This is a genomic window from Stenotrophomonas sp. 71799_Sma (assembly GCF_056482505.1).
Genome location: NZ_CM151202.1, coordinates 723772 through 743161 on the forward strand (window position 1 = coordinate 723772; position 19390 = coordinate 743161).

16 protein-coding genes, 1 other RNA gene and 1 pseudogene are annotated in these 19390 nt (G+C 67.3%); 16 read left to right on the plus strand and 2 right to left on the minus strand.

Features of this window, described 5'->3' with window-relative positions; genetic code table 11:
• Positions 1-352, plus strand: an RNA gene (gene rnpB / locus ACZK4Z_RS03230) — RNase P RNA component class A.
• 123 nt (positions 353-475) lie between these two features.
• Here the strand turns inward: rnpB and ACZK4Z_RS03235 are convergent.
• A complete protein-coding gene (locus ACZK4Z_RS03235) occupies positions 476-955 on the minus strand; it encodes a DM13 domain-containing protein (protein ID WP_100467800.1) in 480 nt (159 codons plus the stop codon).
• 358 nt (positions 956-1313) lie between these two features.
• Positions 1314-2102, minus strand: coding sequence for an NRDE family protein (locus ACZK4Z_RS03240; RefSeq protein ID WP_125895339.1), 789 nt, complete (start codon positions 2100-2102; stop codon positions 1314-1316).
• A 368-nt stretch (positions 2103-2470) separates the two neighbouring features.
• Here ACZK4Z_RS03240 and ACZK4Z_RS03245 point away from each other — a divergent pair, with 368 nt between their 5' ends.
• From ACZK4Z_RS03245 to lpxC, 15 genes and pseudogenes are all read left to right on the plus strand, one after another.
• Positions 2471-2872: a division/cell wall cluster transcriptional repressor MraZ gene (locus tag ACZK4Z_RS03245; protein WP_008266948.1), complete on the plus strand. Its 402-nt coding sequence runs from the start codon at positions 2471-2473 to the stop codon at positions 2870-2872.
• 14 nt (positions 2873-2886) lie between these two features.
• Positions 2887-3855: a 16S rRNA (cytosine(1402)-N(4))-methyltransferase RsmH gene (gene rsmH, locus ACZK4Z_RS03250; RefSeq protein WP_100434042.1), complete on the plus strand. Its 969-nt coding sequence runs from the start codon at positions 2887-2889 to the stop codon at positions 3853-3855.
• Complete coding sequence (gene ftsL, locus ACZK4Z_RS03255) at positions 3852-4115, plus strand: cell division protein FtsL (RefSeq protein ID WP_005412242.1); 264 nt, start codon at positions 3852-3854, stop codon at positions 4113-4115. Before rsmH ends, ftsL begins: the two co-directional genes overlap by 4 nt.
• Entirely contained in the window at positions 4112-5956 is a 1845-nt protein-coding gene (locus ACZK4Z_RS03260) for a peptidoglycan D,D-transpeptidase FtsI family protein (protein WP_099590097.1), read from the plus strand. The genes ftsL and ACZK4Z_RS03260 overlap by 4 nt, the downstream gene beginning before the upstream one ends.
• Positions 5953-7461 (plus strand): UDP-N-acetylmuramoyl-L-alanyl-D-glutamate--2,6-diaminopimelate ligase, encoded by a 1509-nt coding sequence (locus ACZK4Z_RS03265; RefSeq protein ID WP_125895340.1) that lies wholly within the window; start codon positions 5953-5955, stop codon positions 7459-7461. The genes ACZK4Z_RS03260 and ACZK4Z_RS03265 overlap by 4 nt, the downstream gene beginning before the upstream one ends.
• Complete coding sequence (locus tag ACZK4Z_RS03270; protein WP_125895341.1) at positions 7458-8852, plus strand: UDP-N-acetylmuramoyl-tripeptide--D-alanyl-D-alanine ligase; 1395 nt, start codon at positions 7458-7460, stop codon at positions 8850-8852. The genes ACZK4Z_RS03265 and ACZK4Z_RS03270 overlap by 4 nt, the downstream gene beginning before the upstream one ends.
• Positions 8842-9927 carry a phospho-N-acetylmuramoyl-pentapeptide-transferase gene (gene mraY, locus ACZK4Z_RS03275; protein WP_010481929.1) on the plus strand — a complete coding sequence of 362 codons (1086 nt, stop codon included), beginning with the start codon at positions 8842-8844 and terminating at the stop codon, positions 9925-9927. Before ACZK4Z_RS03270 ends, mraY begins: the two co-directional genes overlap by 11 nt.
• A 1-nt stretch (position 9928) precedes the next feature.
• A complete protein-coding gene (gene ftsW / locus ACZK4Z_RS03280) occupies positions 9929-11251 on the plus strand; it encodes a putative lipid II flippase FtsW (RefSeq protein ID WP_125895342.1) in 1323 nt (440 codons plus the stop codon).
• Positions 11248-12336, plus strand: a complete 1089-nt coding sequence (gene murG, locus ACZK4Z_RS03285) for an undecaprenyldiphospho-muramoylpentapeptide beta-N-acetylglucosaminyltransferase (protein ID WP_125895343.1) — start codon at positions 11248-11250, stop codon at positions 12334-12336. Before ftsW ends, murG begins: the two co-directional genes overlap by 4 nt.
• 40 nt (positions 12337-12376) lie before the next feature.
• Positions 12377-13813: a UDP-N-acetylmuramate--L-alanine ligase gene (gene murC, locus ACZK4Z_RS03290; RefSeq protein WP_012510048.1), complete on the plus strand. Its 1437-nt coding sequence runs from the start codon at positions 12377-12379 to the stop codon at positions 13811-13813.
• Entirely contained in the window at positions 13810-14772 is a 963-nt protein-coding gene (locus tag ACZK4Z_RS03295) for a D-alanine--D-alanine ligase (protein WP_049399805.1), read from the plus strand. The genes murC and ACZK4Z_RS03295 overlap by 4 nt, the downstream gene beginning before the upstream one ends.
• Positions 14769-15446 (plus strand): annotated as a pseudogene (locus ACZK4Z_RS03300) (cell division protein FtsQ/DivIB); the annotation flags it as partial. The gene ACZK4Z_RS03295 and the pseudogene ACZK4Z_RS03300, both read left to right, overlap by 4 nt.
• 68 nt (positions 15447-15514) lie before the next feature.
• Complete coding sequence (ftsA, locus tag ACZK4Z_RS03305; protein WP_005408083.1) at positions 15515-16750, plus strand: cell division protein FtsA; 1236 nt, start codon at positions 15515-15517, stop codon at positions 16748-16750.
• A 170-nt stretch (positions 16751-16920) separates the two neighbouring features.
• Positions 16921-18156, plus strand: a complete 1236-nt coding sequence (gene ftsZ, locus ACZK4Z_RS03310) for a cell division protein FtsZ (protein WP_125895345.1) — start codon at positions 16921-16923, stop codon at positions 18154-18156.
• A 205-nt stretch (positions 18157-18361) separates the two neighbouring features.
• Complete coding sequence (gene lpxC / locus ACZK4Z_RS03315) at positions 18362-19273, plus strand: UDP-3-O-acyl-N-acetylglucosamine deacetylase (RefSeq protein WP_005408085.1); 912 nt, start codon at positions 18362-18364, stop codon at positions 19271-19273.
• Positions 19274-19390: the final 117 nt, after the last annotated feature.

Here is a 19390-nt window from a genome sequence, read left to right on the forward strand (position 1 = left end):
GGAGCCGGCCAGACAGTCGCGTCATCCCTTCGGGGGTGCCGAGGAAAGTCCGGGCTCCATAGGGCAAGGTGCCAGGTAACGCCTGGGCGGCGCAAGCCGACGGAAAGTGCAACAGAAAGATACCGCCTACGTCTTCTTCGGAAGGCCGGTAAGGGTGAAATGGTGCGGTAAGAGCGCACCGCGAGTCTGGCAACAGACCGGCACGGCAAACCCCACCTGGAGCAAGACCAAATAGGGATCCTTTGGCGCGGCCCGCGTTGGATCCGGGTAGGTTGCTTGAGCGTTGCGGTGACGTAACGCCTAGAGGAATGACTGTCCACGACAGAACCCGGCTTATCGGCCGGCTCCGCCTCCTTCTTCCATATGCGTGAACCGCGCATCGGTAGTGCCGGCCGCTGGTCGGCAGCGTCACGATGCCTGCAGGGCGGACAGAGTGCCGGCCAGCGGCCGGCACTACCTCGACGCCGCGTGTTCCTCAACCCGGCGTGCGGTACTGCCCGGCGGAGATGAACTGCGAGAAGCGCTCGCACCACACCACGACCGTGGTGTAGTCGTCCACGTTGACGTCATCGGGTACATCGACCAGGAAGCGGTTGAAGGTCTTCACTTCACCGATGCGTTTCGCCTGTGCCTTGATCTTCAGGAAGTCGGCCTTGTTGTCGACGAAGTCGCGGACCAGGTACACCTTGTAATCCGGGCCCGGCCCCATCTTGCCGTCGAAGGCGACCTGGCGCGGGCTGACGCTGACTTTGCCTTCCGCCCAATGCACTGCATCGCTGCCCTTGAGGTCGCGGCGAAAGGTGGTGCGGTAGGGGGCATCAGTCATGGCGGCCTGCACCTGTGCGACCGGCGGGTCATCGGGGGCAATCAGGATCGGCAGGAAGTACACGCCCAAGCCGAAGCCAAGGCCGAGGGTGAGCAGGTGAGTGACGATCAGGATGAGGATGCGGCGCATGGGGCCTCCATGGGGGGGGCGGTCGATCGCGCGGCGGGGTGCCGGGCGCCACCACCCTGGGGGGTCAGGGGCGACATTTATAGACACAGTGCCGATTGCGAAAAGGGCACAGTGGGCGGACTGCGACGCCGGAGCCCCTGTGGCGTGGGCGGATCGCGGTCGCGGTTGGAAGCTGAATGACGTTTCGAGCCCGTTGCGATGACGACTGCCGTCGCGTGGATCGCGACAACGCGATGCCCGGTAGTGCCGGCCGCCGGCCGGCAGCTTCATGGCGCATCCAAAGATCCAGAGGTTGCCGGCCAGCGGCCGGCACTACCCTGCTGGAAAGGAATTCCCGCCAGCGGCCGGCACGACCCGGTCAGAAAATGACGTGACTCTGTCCGTTGGCTGCGCCCTGTGGGCCAAAGCGGCGCTCGTGGATCTGGCCGTGGCCATCGGCGTCGATCAGCAGCACGGTGCTGGCGCGGGTGCCGTAGTCGTCGCCGCGGATGAACGCCGGACTCAGCCAGCGCTCGCGTTCCAGGCCGATGCCGGTGTCGGGCAGGTCGCTGTCGGCGGGGCGATGTTCGTCGGCCAGGGCGGCCCAGAGCGGGGTCAGGTCCGGGGTCAGATCCTTTTCGCTTTGCGAAAGGGATCTGACCCGGTCTTCCTGCAGCCAGGCTTCAAGGGCCGCCATCAGCCGCCGGGTCTTCGGCCAGGGCGCGTCCAGCGCACCGTTGGACATGCCATGCACGCCCGGGCCCAGGCGCTGCCGCTCGGCGGGGTGGTTGCCCAGGAACTCCAGGCTGTGGCCGTCGGCCAGCAACAGGTTGAAGGGCGCATAGGCGCCGGCCACGGTTGCCAGTCGGTCGATATGCACGGCGGCCGGGTCGCGGCCGCGCAGGAAGTCGGCCACCAGCGCGCCCCGTGAAGGACCGGTCTGGGAGGCCAGCGGATCACGCACATTGGTGACCACCGCCATCCGGCCTGCGGCACCGACGCCCGCCCAGCCGCCGCCGGAGCGCAGGTCGCGCCCCCCGATGACGGAGGTCTCATCTTGCCAGGGGGCCAGCGCCGCCGTCGGGCGGGCGTGGAACTCATCACGGTTGCCGGTCATCACCAGCCGCCAGCGCGGGTGGTGCATCCAGCCAAGAGCGAGCAGGCACATGGCCTCATTGTGCACGGTTTGCGCAGTCTGGCGCCGCTTCCAGCCCGTTTTGGATGAATGCGCGGCCGATGTTTCACGCGCTGTCCACAGCCCTGAACTTCCGTTCAATCTCAAAAATTGAGACGGATCAGCAACTTGTGGATAAGCCTTGAACAATTCTCTAAAGGTTGTTGCAAGCCATTGATGTGGCTGGCGATTTCCCCGCTGAAAAGTTGTTGACAACCCTTTGGCCGCTGCTAAGGTGGGCATCAGAGGGAAATCCGGGTGTTTTGTGGGTTTTCGTGGTTCAATGTTTCACCGGGCGAAGGATAGGTGCACGCGTCGTGTTCCAGGGCGAGACGGCCATCACAGTTGACGATAAAGGGCGCATGGCGGTTCCCACCGCTTACCGCGACCTCGTCGCGCGCGCCAGCAACAACCGTCTCGTGCTGACCTACAACCCGTTCGAAGCCGGCTGCCTGTGGCTGTATGCAGAGTCGGAATGGGAGCGGGTCCGCGACGACGTGATGTCCAAGCCCAACACCCAGCGCGTCGTGCGCCTGTTGCAGCAGAAGCTGGTCGGCTCGGCCGCCCATCTTGAGCTGGACGGCAACGGTCGCATCAGCATCCCCGCCAGCCACCGCGGTGCGGTGGGCATTGAGAAGAAGGCGGTATTGCTCGGTATGGGCGACAAGTTCGAATTGTGGAGCGAGCAGGCGCATCGGGCCCTGATCCAGCAGACATTGTCTGACGAGGATCTGGGTGATGGGTTGCTCGACCTGAAGTTGTGAGCCGGGGTGCCCGGATGCGCCCAGAAGCGCAGGCCGGTCACCTTCCGGTGTCGCAGTCGCCGGCGGTGCACCTGCCGGTCCTGTACACCCAGGTCCTTGAAGGCCTGAGGGTGATCGAAAACGGACGTTATCTGGATGGCACGTTCGGTCGTGGCGGTCATGCACGTGGCGTGCTCACCCAGCTCGGTCCCGAGGGGCGCCTGCTGGTCATGGACAAGGATCCGGAAGCCATCGCCGTAGCCGAGCGCGATTTCGCGCCGGACCCGCGCGTGTCCATCTTCCGTGGCAGCTTCGCCCAGCTGCTGCAGTGGGATGCGACGGCTGAAGGCCTGGACGGCGTGCTGTTCGACTTGGGCGTGTCGTCGCCGCAGCTGGACGTGGCCGAACGTGGCTTCAGCTTCGGCAAGGACGGCCCGCTGGACATGCGCATGGACCCGGACAGCGGTGAAAGTGCAGCGCAGTGGATCAACCGCGTTGAAGAACGCGAGATTGCCGACGTGCTGTGGACCTACGGCGAAGAGCGCCAGAGCCGCCGTATCGCGCGCGCCATCGTGGCCCGCCGCGAGAAGCAGCCGTTCTCCCGTACCGCCGAGCTGGCCGAGTTGATCGCCTCGGTGATGCCACGTGGCAAGGACAAGATCCATCCGGCCACGCGCAGCTTCCAGGCGATCCGCATCCACATCAACCGCGAGCTGGCCGATCTGGAAGCCGGCCTCGATGCGGCGGTGGAGCGGCTCAAGCCCGGCGGTCGTCTGGCGATCATCAGCTTCCACTCGCTGGAAGACCGCATCGTCAAGCAGTACATGAACCGCCTGGCCAAGGCGCCGCCGGCCAACCGCCGCCTGCCCGAGGCGGAGGTGTTCGTGCCGACCCTGGATCTGATCGGTGGCGCCATCAAGGCCACCGACGAAGAACTGGCGGCCAACCCGCGTGCCCGCAGCGCCGTGCTGCGCGTGGCCCAGAAGCGGGAGGCTGATGCATGAGCCGGCTGCTGCTGATCATCCTGTTGGCCTCGACCGTGGCCTCGGCGATCGGCGTCGTGTTCGTGCGTCACCGTCACCGGCAGACGTTCATCGAGCTGTCGCGCGCTGAGCGCAAGCGCGATGACATCAATCTGGAATTCGGCCGCCTGCAGCTGGAACAGGCCACCCTGGCCGAAGCCAACCGTGTGGATCGCATCGCCCGCGAGAAGCTCGGCATGAAGTTCCCCGAGGCCGCCGACATCGTGGTGGTGCGCCCATGAGCAAGACCGGCCGCAACCGCCCCCGCAACGCCTTCAACCTGCGCCAGCGCCTGCGTTGGGTTGCCCTGGCGCTCGGCCTGTGCTCGGTGTCGCTGGTCGGCCGCGCGGCCTACGTGCAGATCATCAACAGCGATTTCTACCAGCGCCAGGGCGAAGCCCGCTACCTGCGCGAGCTGCCGATCAAGACCTCGCGCGGCATGATCACCGACCGCAACGGCGAGCCGCTGGCGGTGTCGACCCCGGTCGCCTCGATCTGGGTCAACCCGCAGGACCTGCTGCGTTCGCCCGAGCGCATCCCGGAACTGGCCCAGGCGGTCGGCATGTCGGTGGATGAACTGAGCAGCCGCCTGTCGCAGAAGTCGGACAAGGAATTCATGTACCTGCGCCGCCGGATCAATCCGGACGAGGCAGAGAAGGTGGTCGCGCTGAAGATTCCAGGCGTGGCCGCGCAGCGCGAGTTCCGCCGCTTCTACCCGCAGGGTGAGGCGATGGCGCACGTGCTGGGCTTCACCAACATCGACGACCGCGGCCAGGAAGGCCTGGAGCTGGCGTTCGACGAATGGTTGCGTGGCAAGGCCGGCGCCAAGCGGGTGATCCGCAACCGCAAGGGCGAGACCGTCGAGAGCGATCTGCTGCGCGCCGCCGAACCGGGCAAGGACCTGACCCTCAGCATCGACCGCCGCATCCAGTACCTGGCGTTCAAGGAACTGCGCAACGCGCTGGTGGCCAACAAGGCGGCCGGCGGTTCGATGGTGATCATGGATGTGACCACCGGCGAGATCCTGGCCATGGTCAACCTGCCGACCTACAACCCGAATTCGGTGGGTGGTGCGGCTCCTGATACCCGCCGTAACCGTGCGGTGACCGACCTGGTCGAGCCGGGTTCGACGATGAAGCCGCTGACCATCGCCACCGCATTGCAGGCAGGTGCGGTGACCAAGGACACCGTCATCGACACCAATCCGGGCTACATGCAGGTGGCGCGCTTCACCATCCGCGACGTGCCGCGCAACAACGGCGTATTGAACGTGACTGGTGTGATCACCCGCAGTTCCAACATCGGCGCGGCCAAGGTCGCGGCGAAGATGCCGGACCAGGTGTTCTATGACGGCGTGCGCCGCTTCGGCTATGGCTCGGTGCCGCACAGCGGCTTCCCGGGTGAATCCGGTGGTGTGGTGCGGCGCCCGGCCAACTGGGACGGTGCCACCAAGACCACCATGTCCTACGGCTACGGCCTGAATGTGACCCCGCTGCAGATCGCCACCGCCTATTCGGCGCTGGCCAATGGCGGCAAATTGATCGCGCCGACCTTTGTCAAAGGCCAGCGCAACGAAGCGCATCAGATCATCGATGAGAGCGTCGCCAGGCAGGTGGTGGCGATGATGGAAACGGTTGTTACCCAGGGCGGCGCCAAGCAGGCGGCGGTGCTGGGTTACCGCGTGGCCGGCAAGACCGGTACCGCGCGCAAGACCGGCCCGGGTGGTTACGAGCGCGGCCATTACAACGCGCTGTTCGCCGGCGTGGTGCCGGCCACCAATCCGCGCTTCGCCACTGTCATCGTCATCAACGATCCGCAGGCCGGCAAGTTCTATGGCGGCCTGGTGTCGGCGCCGGTCTACCACAACGTGATGGAAGGCACCCTGCGCCTGATGGACGTGCCGCTGGACGACCTGCAGTCGTGGCTGGCCGCACAGCAGTCCGGCAAGGTCGGCCATTCGGCCTCGATCCTGCCCGCGCCGCCGGCCGAGGCCGCGCTGCCGGTGGATGCCGCCGCTGAATTCGATGCTGCGCTGCCCAGCGCGCAAGCCCAGACGCCGCCCGCTACGGGAGGCACGCAATGAGTCCTTCGATGTTGCTTTCGCAGTTGCTTCCGGATGTGGCCCTGGCGGGCCACGATCCCGTTCTGACCGGCCTGGTGCTGGACAGCCGCGCCGTGCGCCCCGGCAATGCCTTCGTCGCCATCGCCGGTTTCGGCGCGCATGGCCTGGGCTTTGTCGAGCAGGCCCGTGCGGCCGGCGCTGGCGCCATCCTGTTCGAACCGCCGGCACCGGTCGAACTGCCGGCACCGGACGATGCGATCGCTGTGCCGGGCCTGCGCGCGCGCATGGGTGCGATGGCCGACCAGTTCCATGGCGCACCGTCGCGGGCGATGGCGATGGTGGGCGTGACCGGCACCAACGGCAAGACCTCCACCGTGCAGCTGCTGGCCCAGGCCTGGCACCTGCTCGGAACGCCCAGTGGCAGTATCGGCACGTTGGGCGCCGGACTTTATGGTTCGGTTGAGCCGACCGGCTTCACTACGCCGCTGGTGCTGCAGATGCATGCGTTGCTGGCGCAGCTGCGTGATGCCGGTGCGCGCGCGGTGGCGATGGAAGTCAGCTCGCATGCGCTGGACCAGGGCCGCGTGGATGCGGTGCACTACGACGTGGCGGTGTTTACCAATCTCACCCGCGACCATCTGGACTACCACGGCGACATGGCCAGCTACGGCGCGGCCAAGGCGCGGCTGTTCCATCGTCCGGGCCTGAAGGCCGCGGTGATCAATCTTGACGACGCGTTCGGTCGCCAGCTGTTCGCCGGCCTGCCGGCCGGTGTGCAGCCGATCGGCCTGAGCTCGCGCGGTGCCACCGATGCCAGCGTGCGCGCCGAGGCGCTGCAGCTGGATGGCCGTGGCATCGCCTTCGAACTGGTCATCGACGGCCAGCGCGCGGCGGTGCAGTCGCCGCTGCTGGGCCGCTTCAACGTGGACAACCTGCTGGCCGTGGCCGGCACCCTGCACGCGCAGGGTCAGCCGCTGCCGCGCATTGCCGAGGTGTTGTCGGCGCTGCAGCCGATCCGTGGCCGCATGAACCGCCTGGGCGGCGAAGACGGCCTGCCGACCGTGGTGGTCGATTACGCACATACCCCGGACGCACTGGAACAGGCGCTGGACAGCCTGCACGGCCACCTGCAGGGCACGCTGTTCTGCGTGTTCGGCTGCGGTGGCGAGCGTGATACCGGCAAGCGCCCGCAGATGGCGGCGATCGCCGAGCGCCTTGCCAACCAGGTCATCGTCACCGACGACAACCCGCGTGGCGAGGATGGCGACGTGATCGTGGCCGACATCCTGGCCGGCTTCCAGAACGCCGATGCCGTGACCGTGCAGCGCAGCCGCGCGCGTGCGATCGGCCTGGCGGTGAAGCGTGCCGGTGCCGGCGACATCATCCTGATCGCTGGCAAGGGCCACGAGCCGTACCAGGAAGTGAATGGCGTGCGCCATGACTTCGACGACACCGAAGTGGCCGCCGCTGCGTTGGCCGCCAAGGCCGGTGTGCTCAGCGCGCAGGCCGGGGAGGGCATCGCATGAAGCGCACTCTGCTTTCGCTGATCGCACACTGGGCCGGCGGCGAGATCCACGGCGACGACGTGGCCATCGATGCGGTCAGCAATGACACCCGCAGCCTCGGCCCGGGCAGCCTGTATGTGGCGCTGCGCGGTGAGCGTTTCGATGGCCATGACTTTGCCGCCGACGCGCAGGCGCGCGGTGCCAGCGCGCTGCTGGTCGAGCGCCTGCTGCCGATCGAACTGCCGCAGGTGCTGGTGGCCGACTGCGAGCTGGCGCTGGCGAAGATCGCCACCGGCATGCAGCGCGACCGCGATACCGAGGTGTTCGCGATCACCGGCAGCAACGGCAAGACCAGCGTGAAGAGCCTGCTGCTGGCAATCCTGCAGCAGGTGGCCCGTCATGCGCACAAGGTGGTCTACGCCAACCCGGGCAACCGCAACAACGAGATCGGCCTGCCGCTGGCAGTGATCGATGCCCCGGAAGATGCCGACTACGCTGTCTACGAGATGGGCGCGGGCAAGCCGGGTGACATCGCCTACCTGACCGACATCGCCCGCCCGCGCTATGCGCTGGTCAACAACATCGCCCCGGCGCACCTGGAACGGATGGGCAGCCTGCTCGGCGTGGCAGTGACCAAGGGCGCGATCTATGCCGCGCTGCCGGCCGATGGCGTGGCCGTGATCAACGTCGACGATGCCTACGGCCGCTGGTTCGAACAGCACTTCGTCGGCACCCCGCCGCGCTGCCGCGTACTGCGCTATGGCCTGGAGCACACCGCGGACATCACCGCGCGCGACATCCGCGCCGGCGCGCAGGGCAGCCAGTTCACCCTGGTCGCACCGGGCGGCGAAGCCCGCGTGGTGCTGGGCCTGCCGGGTCGCCACAACGTCAGCAATGCGCTGGCCGCTGCCAGCCTGGCGCTGGCCGCCGGTGTCGATCTGGCGCTGATCGCGGCCGGCCTGGCCGAAGCACAGCCGGTGCCGGGCCGCCAGATCGCCCATCAGCTGCGCAACGGCGCGGTGCTGGTGGACGACAGCTACAACGCCAACCCCGGTTCGCTGGCCGCGGCCATCGACGCCCTTGCCGCCGCACCGGAAGAGGGTTGGCTGGTGCTGGGCGACATGCGCGAGCTGGGTCCGGACGCCGAAGCGCTGCACGCGCAGGCAGGGCTCCGCGCGCGCGCTGCTGGCCTCAAGCGCCTGTATGCGCTGGGCCCGCTCAGCGCCGCTGCCGCCACCGCCTTCGGTGAAGGCGGCCGTCATTTCGCCACCCATGACGCGCTGTCGCAGGCGCTGAAGGACGAGCTGCACGCCGGCGTGCGCTGCCTGGTCAAGGGTTCCCGTGGCAGCGCCATGGACACGATTGTCAAAGCGCTGCTGGCGCAAGGAGAGGAATCCCCGCATGTTGTATGAACTGGCTCGATGGTTGCAGCAGTTGGAGAGCCTGTTCGGGCTGTTCAACTACCAGACGTTCCGCGCCATCCTTGCCGCGTTGACGGCCCTGTTCCTGTCGCTGTGGCTCGGCCCGGCGATGATCCGCAAGCTTGCCCAGTTCAAGGGCGGCCAGCCGATCCGCAAGGACGGTCCGCAGACCCATTTCTCCAAGGCCGGTACGCCGACCATGGGCGGTTCGCTGATCCTGCTCACCATCACCCTGTCGGTGCTGATGTGGGCCGACCTGCGCAACCGCTACGTGTGGCTGGTGCTGGCGGTGATGCTGTGCTTCGGCGCCATCGGCTGGTATGACGACTGGATCAAGATCGTCCGCCGCGACCCGAACGGCCTGAAGTCGCGCTGGAAGTACCTGCTGCAGTCGATCTTCGGCCTGGCCGCGGGCCTGTTCCTGTTCTACACGGCCGACGTGCCGGCCGCGCTGACCTTCTACATCCCGATGTTCAAGTCGATCGCGCTGCCGCTGGCCGGCATCGGATTCGTGGCCATCGCCTACTTCTGGATCGTCGGCTTCTCCAACGCGGTGAACCTGACCGACGGCCTGGACGGCCTGGCGATCATGCCGACCGTGCTGGTGGCCTGCGCACTGGGCGTGTTCGCCTACGCCTCGGGCAACGTGGTGTTCGCCAACTACCTGCAGATCCCGCAGATCCCGGGCGCCGGCGAGCTGGTCATCATCTGCGCGGCCATCGCCGGTGCGGGCCTGGGGTTCCTGTGGTTCAACACCTATCCGGCCATGGTGTTCATGGGCGACATCGGCGCGCTGGCGCTGGGTGCGGTGCTGGGTACGATCGCAGTGATCACCCGCCAGGAGCTGGTGCTGGTGATCATGGGCGGCGTGTTCGTCATCGAAACGCTGTCGGTGATGATCCAGGTCGCCTCGTTCAAGCTGACCGGCAAGCGCGTGTTCCGCATGGCGCCGATCCACCACCACTTCGAACTGAAGGGTTGGCCGGAGCCGCGCGTGATCGTGCGCTTCTGGATCATCTCCGTCGTGCTCGTGCTGATCGGCCTGGCCACGTTGAAGGTGCGCTGAGATGAACGACCTGTCCCGCCAGGCAACACGCCTTGAGGCCATCGAAGGCAGCTACGACAAGTGGCTGCTGGGCGCGATCATCGCGCTCACGGGCATCGGCGTGGTGATGGTGGCGTCCAGCTCGATCGCTCTGATGAGCAGCCCGTTCTACTACCTCAACCGCCACCTGATCTTCCTGGCGGTGGGTATCGTGCTGGCGGTCGTTGCCGCCCGCACTGAACTGAAGTCCATCGAGCAGTACAACCAGATGCTGCTGCTGGGCTGCTTCGTGCTGCTGCTGGCGGTGTTCGCACCGGGCCTGGGCAGCACGGTCAACGGCGCACGCCGCTGGATCAATCTGGGCATCTCCAAGTTCCAGACAGTGGAAGCGGTGAAGGTGCTCTATATCGTCTGGCTGTCCAGCTACCTGGTGCGCTTCCGCGACGAGGTCAACGCGACCTGGCCGGCGATGCTCAAGCCTCTGGGCGTGGCCGGTGCGCTGGTGCTGTTGCTGCTGCTGCAGCCGGACTTCGGTTCCTCGACCCTGCTGCTGGCGATCACCGCCGGCATGCTGGTGCTGGGCGGTGTGAACATGCCGCGCATGTCGATGCCGGTGATCATCGGCCTGGTCGGCATGAGCGCGCTGGCGATCATCGAGCCGTACCGCATGCGCCGCATTACCTCCTTCCTCGACCCGTGGGCCGACCAGCAGGGCGACGGCTACCAGCTGTCCAACGCGCTGATGGCCGTGGGCCGCGGCGAGTGGACCGGCGTTGGCCTGGGCAACTCGGTGCAGAAGCTGTACTACCTGCCGGAAGCACATACCGACTTCATCTTCTCGGTCACCGCGGAGGAGTTCGGCTTCCTCGGCACCTGCGTGATCGTGGCCCTGTACGCGCTGCTGGTCGGCCGCACGTTCTGGCTGGGCATGCGCTGCGTGGAAATGAAGCGCCACTTCTCCGGTTACATCGCCTTCGGCATCGGCCTGTGGATCAGCATGCAGACCTTCGTCTCGATCGGCGTGAACCTGGGCATCCTGCCGACCAAGGGCCTGACCCTGCCGCTGATCTCCTCCGGCGGTTCGTCGGTGCTGATGACCTGTGTGGCGATGGGCCTGCTGCTGCGCGTGTCCTATGAACTCAAGCGCGCCGAGCGTCGCCAGGCCGTGCGCATCGGTGGTGGCGACGAGGCCGTGGCCGATGCACCCGTGGACGCGCCGGCCGCACCGGCTGCGGCCAGCGCGCCGATGAGCGCCGAGCCGACGGCTGCCGCTGCAGCGAACGCCGCACGCGGTACCAGCCGCCTGCAGTCGCGCATCGAACCGACCTTCGGGAGGCTGTCATGAGCGCAGCCACCAATAACGTGCGCCCGGTGATGATTCTGGCCGGTGGCACCGGCGGTCACATCTTCCCCGGCCTGGCCGTGGCCCGCGTGCTGCGCGCGCGCGGGATACCGGTCACCTGGATGGGCGCCGATGGTGCGATGGAAACCCGCCTGGTGCCGCAGCACGACATTCCGATCGACACCCTGGCCATCACCGGTCTGCGCGGCAAAGGCAAGCTGGCCCTGCTGGGCGCGCCGTGGCGGCTGATGCGCGCGCTGCGCGCGGCCGGCATGATCATCCGCAAGCGCCAGCCGCGTGCGGTGGTCGCCTTCGGTGGCTTTGCCTCCGGTCCGGGCGGCATGGCCACGCGCCTGCATGGGCTGCCGTTGATCGTGCATGAGCAGAACCGTGCGCCGGGCCTGACCAACCGCATCCTGTCGCGTTATGCGCGCCGCCTGTTGACCGGTTTCCCGGGCACCTTCGCCAAGCGCGAGGAGTTCATCGGCAACCCGGTGCGTGCCGAAATCGCCGCCATCGCACCGCCGGAACAGCGCTTCGCCGACCGCCAGGGTCCGCTGCGCGTGCTGGTGGTCGGTGGCAGCCAGGGCGCGCGTGCGCTCAACACCGGCGTGCCGCAGGCCATCGCTGCGCTGGGTGCCACGGTGCCGGTGCAGGTACGCCACCAGAGTGGCGAAAAAATGCATGCCGAAGCGGTCGAGGCATATGCCAAGGCCGGTGTGCAGGCTGAAATCACGCCGTTCATCGCCGACATGGCCGAGGCCTTCGCCTGGGCCGATCTGGTGGTGTGCCGTGCCGGCGCTTCCACTCTGGCCGAGCTGTGCGCGGTGGGTGTCGGCAGCGTGCTGGTGCCATTCCCCGCCGCCGTCGACGATCACCAGACCCGCAACGCGGAGTACCTGGTCGAGCGCGGCGCGGCGGTTTTGCTGAAGCAGGACGGAACGCTGGCTGACGGCATTGCCGCACTGCTGCGCGATCTGTCCGAAAATCCCGCCCGCCGCATGCAGATGGCGCAAGCCGCGCGTGCCCTGGCCAAGGTCGATGCCGCCGAGCGCATCGCCGATATCATTCTTGAGGAAGCCGTATGAAGAAGGCATGCCACCGCGCCTGCCCTGCGCGAGGCCGCGCATGATCCGTCGCCTGCACGACACCAACGACCTGGTGCGCGCGTTCCCGCGCGTGCATTTCGTCGGCATCGGCGGCACCGGCATGAGCGGTATCGCCGAAGTGATGCTGACGCTGGGCTATGAAGTGTCCGGCTCGGACAACGCCGACAACGTGGCGACCCGCCGCCTGGCCAGCCTGGGTGCGCGCATCATGCGCGGCCACTCCGCTGCCAACGTGCTGGGTACCGACTGTGTGGTGGTCTCCAGTGCCATCCGCGAAGACAACCCGGAACTGATGGAAGCGCGCAGCCAGCGTATTCCGATCATGCCGCGTGCGGCGATGCTGGCCGAGCTGATGCGCTTCCGCCGCGGCATCGCTGTGGCCGGTACCCATGGCAAGACCACCACCACCAGCCTCACCGCTGCGGTGCTGAGCGAAGGCGGGCTCGACCCGACGTTCGTGATCGGTGGCCAGCTGCTGGCTGCCGGCGCCAACGCCAAGCTGGGCGGTGGACAGTGGCTGGTGGCCGAGGCCGACGAAAGCGATGGCAGCTTCCTGCGCCTGAACCCGCTGATGTCGATCATCACCAACATTGACGCCGATCACCTGGAGAACTACGGCAACGACTTTGCCCGCGTGCAGGCGGCGTTCGCCGAGTTCCTGCAGCGCCTGCCGTTCTACGGCCTGGCGGTGCTGTGCATCGACGATCCAGAAGTCGCGGCTCTGGCTGCCAAGACCCCGCGCCACGTGATGAGCTACGGCATGAGCCCGCAGGCCGACGTGCGCGCCGAGAACGTGGTGCAGGAAGGCTCGCGCATGCGCTTCACCCTGCGCCTGCCGCAGGGCACCAGCCAGGAAGTGGTGCTGGCGCTGCCGGGCAAGCACAACGTACTCAACGCGCTGGCCGCCGCTGCGGTGGGCTGGCAGCTGGGCGTGGCACCGGACGCGATCGCGCGTGCACTGGAAGGCTTCGCCGGTGTCGGCCGTCGCTTCAACGATCTGGGCGAAGTGACCACCGCCAGCGGCGCCAAGGTCCGCATCATCGACGACTACGGTCATCACCCGAGCGAGCTGGAAGCGGTGTTCGCCGCGGCCCGTGGTGGCTGGGCCGACAAGCGCCTGGTGGTGGCCTTCCAGCCGCACCGCTACAGCCGTACCCGCGACCAGTTCGACAAGTTCGCCGCGGTGCTGTCCAGCGTCGATGCACTGGTGCTGAGCGAGGTCTACCCGGCCGGCGAGGAACCGATTGCCGGTGCCGATTCGCATGCGTTGGCCCGCGCCATCCGAGCGCGTGGCCGCAGCGAGCCGGTGGTGGTGGGCAAGGCCGCCGAGCTGGCCAGCGTGCTGCCGGACGTGCTGCAGGACGGTGACCTGCTGCTGATGATGGGTGCCGGCGACATCGGTGCCGTGGCCACCCATATCGCGGTGGAAGGCTTCAAGGGGGAGGGCGAGGCGTGAGCGCGCTGACCTTCCCGCCGCTGCGCGTGACCGACCCGGCCGTGTTCGGCCGCGTCGCCGTGCTGCTCGGCGGCAGCTCCAGCGAACGCGAGGTGTCGCTGGACTCCGGCCGCAACGTACTGGAAGCGCTGCAGTCGCGCGGCGTCGATGCGTTCGCGGTGGATGGCATTCCGGCGCTGGCCAAGGCGCTCGCCGCCGGTGGCATCGATCGCGTGTTCAACATCCTGCATGGCCACAACGGTGGCGGTGAGGACGGCATCGTGCAGGGCCTGATGGACGCCTTCGGCGTGCCGTACACCGGCTCGAACGTGCTGGGCTCGGCGCTGAGCATGGACAAGATCCGCACCAAGCAGGTGTGGCTGTCGCTGGGCCTGCCCACCCCGCAGTACCGGAAGGTGGACGCGACCACGGTGCATGCACTGGCAGCCGAACTGGGCCTGCCGGTAGTGGTGAAGCCGGCCAATGAAGGCTCCAGCGTGGGTATCAGCCGGGTCACCGATGACGCCGGCCTCGATGAAGCCGTGGCGCTGGCCGCGCGCTACGACGGCCAGCTGCTGATGGAACAGATGGTGGTGGGCGACGAACTGACCGTGGCCATCCTCGGCGATGTCGCACTGCCGTCGATCCGCATCGTGCCCAAGGGCCAGTGGTACGACTACAACGCCAAGTACATCGCCGAGGACACCCAGTACCTGTGCCCAGGCCTGGACGGTGACGACGAAGAAGAGATCCGCCGCATCGCGCTGGCCGCGTTCCGCGCTGCTGGCTGCCGTGGCTGGGGCCGCGTGGACGTGATGCGCGATCGCAGCAGCGGCCGCTTCTTCCTGCTGGAAGTGAATACCGCGCCGGGCATGACCAGCCATTCGCTGGTGCCCAAGGCCGCAGGCCAGGCCGGCATCAGCTTCGAAGAGCTGGTGTGGCGCGTGCTGGAACAGACCCTGGAGGCCTCGCACGCATGAACGCGGTGCTGCGCATCTTTGTCTGGCTGTTGGCGCTGTCGGTGGTTGCACTGCCGGTGGTGGCCGTGGTCAATGGCTGGGTCGGCGCCGAGCGCTGGCCGCTGGCGAAGCTGCGCGTGCATGGTGAGTTCAAGCGGGTGCCGGCCGAGCAGTTGCAGCAGGTGCTGCTGCCGTACGCGCATGCGGGCTTCTTCGCGGTCAAGCTGCAGGACGCGCAGGACGCCCTGGAGCAGCTGCCGTGGGTGGAAAGCGCGCAGGTGCGCAAGCAGTGGCCGGACGTGCTGGAAGTGACCCTGGTCGAGCACAAGCCGTTCGCGCGCTGGGGCAACGACCGCCTGGTTTCCGAGCAGGGCAAGTTGTTCCCCACGCCGAAGAAGCTGGCCGATCTGGCGCTGCCCGAACTGGACGGCCCCGACAGCCAGACCGAAGAAGTGATGAAGCTGTACAGCGACTCGCGTGCATTGTTCGCACCGGCCGGCGTCGACGTGCGCCGGGTGACGATGGATGCGCGCGGCAGCTGGTCGCTGGTGCTGAGCAACGGTACCGAAGTGGTGGTCGGCCGCGACGACGCGCGCTCGCGCATGCAGCGCTTCGTCAAGGTGCTGCCGCAGCTCAACCGTCAGGACGCGCCGATCGAGCGCGCCGACCTCCGTTACACCAATGGTTTCACGCTGAGCTGGGGTACCCCGGCCACGCCGGCGAAAACGCCGGCGACCCCAGCCAGCAGGACGCAGGAAAGGACATGAATCGCAAGGGTGACAAATCGCTGATCGTTGGCCTGGACATCGGCACCTCCAAGGTGGTGGCGCTGGTGGGCGAGTACTCGCCGGGCAACCCGATCGAAGTGATCGGCATCGGCTCGCACGAGTCGCGCGGGCTCAAGCGTGGCGTGGTGGTGGACATCGAATCGACCGTGCAGTCGATCCAGCGCGCGGTGGAAGAAGCCGAGCTGATGGCCGGATGCGAGATCCGCTCGGTGTATGCCTCGATCTCCGGCAACCACGTGCAGTGCAAGAATTCGCCCGGCATCGTGCCGATCCGCGACGGCGAAGTGACCTGGGGCGACCTGGATCGCGTGCTCGATGCGGCCAAGGCCGTGGCGATTCCGGCCGACCAGAAGATCCTGCACGCGATCCCGCGCGAGTACGTCCTGGACGATTCGCAGGAAGGCATCCGCAACCCGGTCGGCATGACCGGCGTGCGCCTGGAAGTGCATGCCCACCTGGTGGTGTGCGCGCAGTCGGCTGCGGCCAACATCAGCAAGTGCGTCCAGCGCTGCGGCCTGCAGGTGGACGACCTGGTGCTGTCCTCGCTGGCCTCCAGCGTGGCGGTGCTGACCGCTGACGAGCGCGAGCTGGGCGTGGTGCTGGTCGACATGGGCGCCGGCACCACCGATATCGCGGTGTTCGTGCAGGGCGCGATCTGCCACACGGCTTCGCTGCCGATCGCCGGCGACCACGTCACCAATGACATCGCGCACATGCTGCGCACGCCGACCCCGGAAGCCGAGCAGATCAAGGTGCGCTATGCCTGCGCCCTGGCCCAGCTGGCCACCGCCGAGGAAAGCATCCAGGTGCCGTCGGTGGGCGACCGCCCGCCGCGCCGCATGCCGCGCCATTCGCTGGCGCAGGCCGTGCAGGGCCGCTACGAGGAAATCTTCGAGATGGTGCAGGCCGAACTGCGCCGCTCCGGCTTCGAGGAACTGGTACGCGCCGGCATGGTGCTGACCGGTGGCGCTTCGAAGATGGAAGGCGTGGTCGAACTGGCCGAGGAAATGCTGCAGATGCCGGTTCGCGTGGGCATCCCGCAGCACGTCACCGGCCTGGGCGAAGTGGTGGGCAACCCGGTGCATGCCACCGGCGTGGGCCTGCTGCTGATGGGCAGCCAGATCGAGCACCCGCGGCGGCCGTCGCTGCCGACCGGGCGCGCTGGAAGCATGTTCAAGAAACTCAAGACCTGGTTCCGCGGCGAGTTCTGACGCGGAACCCGTAACACCGGGCATCGCCCGGGCGCAGCACCCGCAGTACCCGTAGCAAAACGCAACACCGGCAACACACAACCCACACAGCCGCAACGTCGGCATGCAGCAGGACGGCAGGACGCCCGAATGCCCATGCCAGCCAAAGCGGATACAACGAGGACACGGACATGGCGCATTTTGAACTGATCGAAAAGATGGCACCCAATGCGGTGATCAAGGTGGTTGGCGTGGGCGGCGGCGGCGGCAATGCCGTGGCGCACATGGTCAACTCGGCGGTGGACGGCGTGGAATTCATCACCGCCAACACCGACTCGCAGGCCATCAAGAATTGCGGTGCCAAGCTGCAGCTGCAGCTGGGTACCAACGTGACCAAGGGCCTGGGCGCAGGCGCGAACCCGGAAGTCGGCCGTCAGGCCGCGCTGGAAGACCGTGAGCGCATCATGGACGCCCTGCAGGGTGCGGACATGGTGTTCATCACCGCCGGCATGGGCGGTGGTACCGGCACCGGCGCTGCGCCGGTGGTGGCACAGCTGGCCAAGGAAATGGGCATCCTGACCGTGGCCGTGGTCACCAAGCCGTTCCCGTTCGAAGGCCGTCGCCGCATGCAGGTGGCGCTGAAGGGCATCGAGGAACTGAGCCAGCACTGCGACTCGCTGATCACCATCCCGAACGAGAAGCTGATCACCGTGCTGGGTCGCAACGCGACCATGATCCAAGCCTTCCGTGCCGCCAACGACGTGCTGCAGGGCGCCGTGCAGGGCATCGCCGACCTGATCGTGCGTCCGGGCCTGATCAACGTCGACTTCGCCGACGTGCGCACCGTCATGTCCGAAATGGGCCTGGCGATGATGGGTACCGGCACCGCCCGTGGTGATGACCGCGCCCAGGCCGCGGCCGAAGCCGCGATCCAGAACCCGCTGCTGGACGATGTGAACCTGGCCGGTGCCAACGGCATCCTGGTCAACATCACCGCCGGCGCCGACTTCACCATGGCCGAGTTCGACGAGATCGGCCGCACCATCGACGGCTTCGCTTCCGAAGACGCCACCGTGGTGGTCGGTACCGTGCTCGACCCGGACATGCAGGACGAAGTGCGCGTGACCGTGGTCGCCACCGGCCTGAACCGCGTCTCGGCCAGCAAGTCCCAGCGTCCGGGCGAGCGTGCGCCGATCAAGCTGGTCCGCAACGCCACCACCGGCCAGCCGGAATTCGGTGACTTCGACAACGGCGGCGACGCCGTGTCCAAGGCCGTGGGCGGCATGGGTCTGGGCCTGCGTCGCGCCAGCAGCGATACCGCGGCAGCCTCCGCTCCCTCGGCCCCGGCCGCTTCGGCCCCGGCGGCGGCGGAACTGCCGAACGATTACCTGGACATCCCGGCGTTCCTGCGCCGCCAGGCGGACTAAGCGGGGCGCCCGGGGCTTGTCCTCCCCGGGTTGCGCCACCATGTCCTGAAAACGCGGGCGCCGGGCCAGGATGGGTCCGGCTGCCCTGCTTCACGCGCGTCCCCGCGGCGTGCCGGTGCGTCCTGCCGGCAGCCTTCACTGGCGTTTCAGCCAGGGTAGGGGAGGGCGCGTGTTAATCTAATGTGTCACTTCCGGCCCATCCCCCATGATCCAGCAACGCACCCTCAAGAACACGATCCGCGCCACCGGCGTTGGCCTGCACAGCGGTGACAAGGTCTACATGACCCTGCGCCCGGCACCGGTCAACCATGGGATCGTGTTCCGTCGCGTGGATCTGGACCCGGTGGTGGAAGTGCCGGCCAAGGCCGAACTGGTCACCGAAGTGACCCTGTGCACCGGCCTGACCTGCAACGACGCCAAGATCCAGACCGTCGAACACCTGATGTCGGCGCTGGCCGGCCTGGGTGTGGACAACATCATCGTCGAACTGTCCTCGGCCGAGCTGCCGATCATGGACGGTTCGGCCGGCCCGTTCGTGTTCCTGCTGCAGTCGGCGGGCATCGTGGAACAGGACGCGCCCAAGCGCTTCATCCGCGTGCTGAAGACCGTGGAAGTGACCGAGGGCGACAAGGTGGCCCGCTTCAGCCCGTACGAGGGCTACAAGCTGGGCTTCACCATCCAGTTCGATCACCCGATGATCCCGGCCAAGCAGTCGCGCCAGGAAATCGAGTTCTCGACGCTGGCCTATACCAAGGAAATCTCCCGCGCGCGCACCTTCGGTTTCATGCGCGACCTGGAATACATGCGCGAGCGCAACCTGGGCCTGGGCGGTTCGATGGACAACGCCATCGTGCTGGACGAGTTCCGCGTGCTCAACGAAGACGGCCTGCGCTACGCCGACGAGTTCGTGCGCCACAAGATCCTCGACGCGATCGGCGACCTCTATCTGGCCGGTGGCCAGGTGCTGGGTGCCTACGAAGGCTTCAAGTCCGGTCACGCCCTCAACAACAAGCTGGTGCGGGCGCTGATGGCCGACGCCACCGCCTGGGAATGGGTCAGCTTCGACTCGCCGGCCACCCCGGACCCGGTGGAATACGCTACCCCGGCCTACGCTTGATTCCTGTAGATCGTTGAATTGAAAGACAAAAACGCCGCCTTCCAGGGCGGCGTTGTCGTTTCAGGCGTGTCCGGCGCATTCAGCATGCTTGACGCGAGTCAAGGCCGGTTCGAGGTC

Coding starts and splice junctions, on each gene's coding strand:
- ACZK4Z_RS03235 (WP_100467800.1), bottom strand. CDS start 955: ATGCGCCGCATCCTCATCCTGATCGTCACTCACCTGCTCACCCTCGGC.
- ACZK4Z_RS03240 (WP_125895339.1), bottom strand. CDS start 2,102: ATGTGCCTGCTCGCTCTTGGCTGGATGCACCACCCGCGCTGGCGGCTG.
- ACZK4Z_RS03245 (WP_008266948.1), top strand. CDS start 2,471: ATGGCGGTTCCCACCGCTTACCGCGACCTCGTCGCGCGCGCCAGCAAC.
- rsmH (WP_100434042.1), top strand. CDS start 2,887: ATGCGCCCAGAAGCGCAGGCCGGTCACCTTCCGGTGTCGCAGTCGCCG.
- ftsL (WP_005412242.1), top strand. CDS start 3,852: ATGAGCCGGCTGCTGCTGATCATCCTGTTGGCCTCGACCGTGGCCTCG.
- ACZK4Z_RS03260 (WP_099590097.1), top strand. CDS start 4,112: ATGAGCAAGACCGGCCGCAACCGCCCCCGCAACGCCTTCAACCTGCGC.
- ACZK4Z_RS03265 (WP_125895340.1), top strand. CDS start 5,953: ATGAGTCCTTCGATGTTGCTTTCGCAGTTGCTTCCGGATGTGGCCCTG.
- ACZK4Z_RS03270 (WP_125895341.1), top strand. CDS start 7,458: ATGAAGCGCACTCTGCTTTCGCTGATCGCACACTGGGCCGGCGGCGAG.
- mraY (WP_010481929.1), top strand. CDS start 8,842: ATGTTGTATGAACTGGCTCGATGGTTGCAGCAGTTGGAGAGCCTGTTC.
- ftsW (WP_125895342.1), top strand. CDS start 9,929: ATGAACGACCTGTCCCGCCAGGCAACACGCCTTGAGGCCATCGAAGGC.
- murG (WP_125895343.1), top strand. CDS start 11,248: ATGAGCGCAGCCACCAATAACGTGCGCCCGGTGATGATTCTGGCCGGT.
- murC (WP_012510048.1), top strand. CDS start 12,377: ATGATCCGTCGCCTGCACGACACCAACGACCTGGTGCGCGCGTTCCCG.
- ftsA (WP_005408083.1), top strand. CDS start 15,515: ATGAATCGCAAGGGTGACAAATCGCTGATCGTTGGCCTGGACATCGGC.
- ftsZ (WP_125895345.1), top strand. CDS start 16,921: ATGGCGCATTTTGAACTGATCGAAAAGATGGCACCCAATGCGGTGATC.
- lpxC (WP_005408085.1), top strand. CDS start 18,362: ATGATCCAGCAACGCACCCTCAAGAACACGATCCGCGCCACCGGCGTT.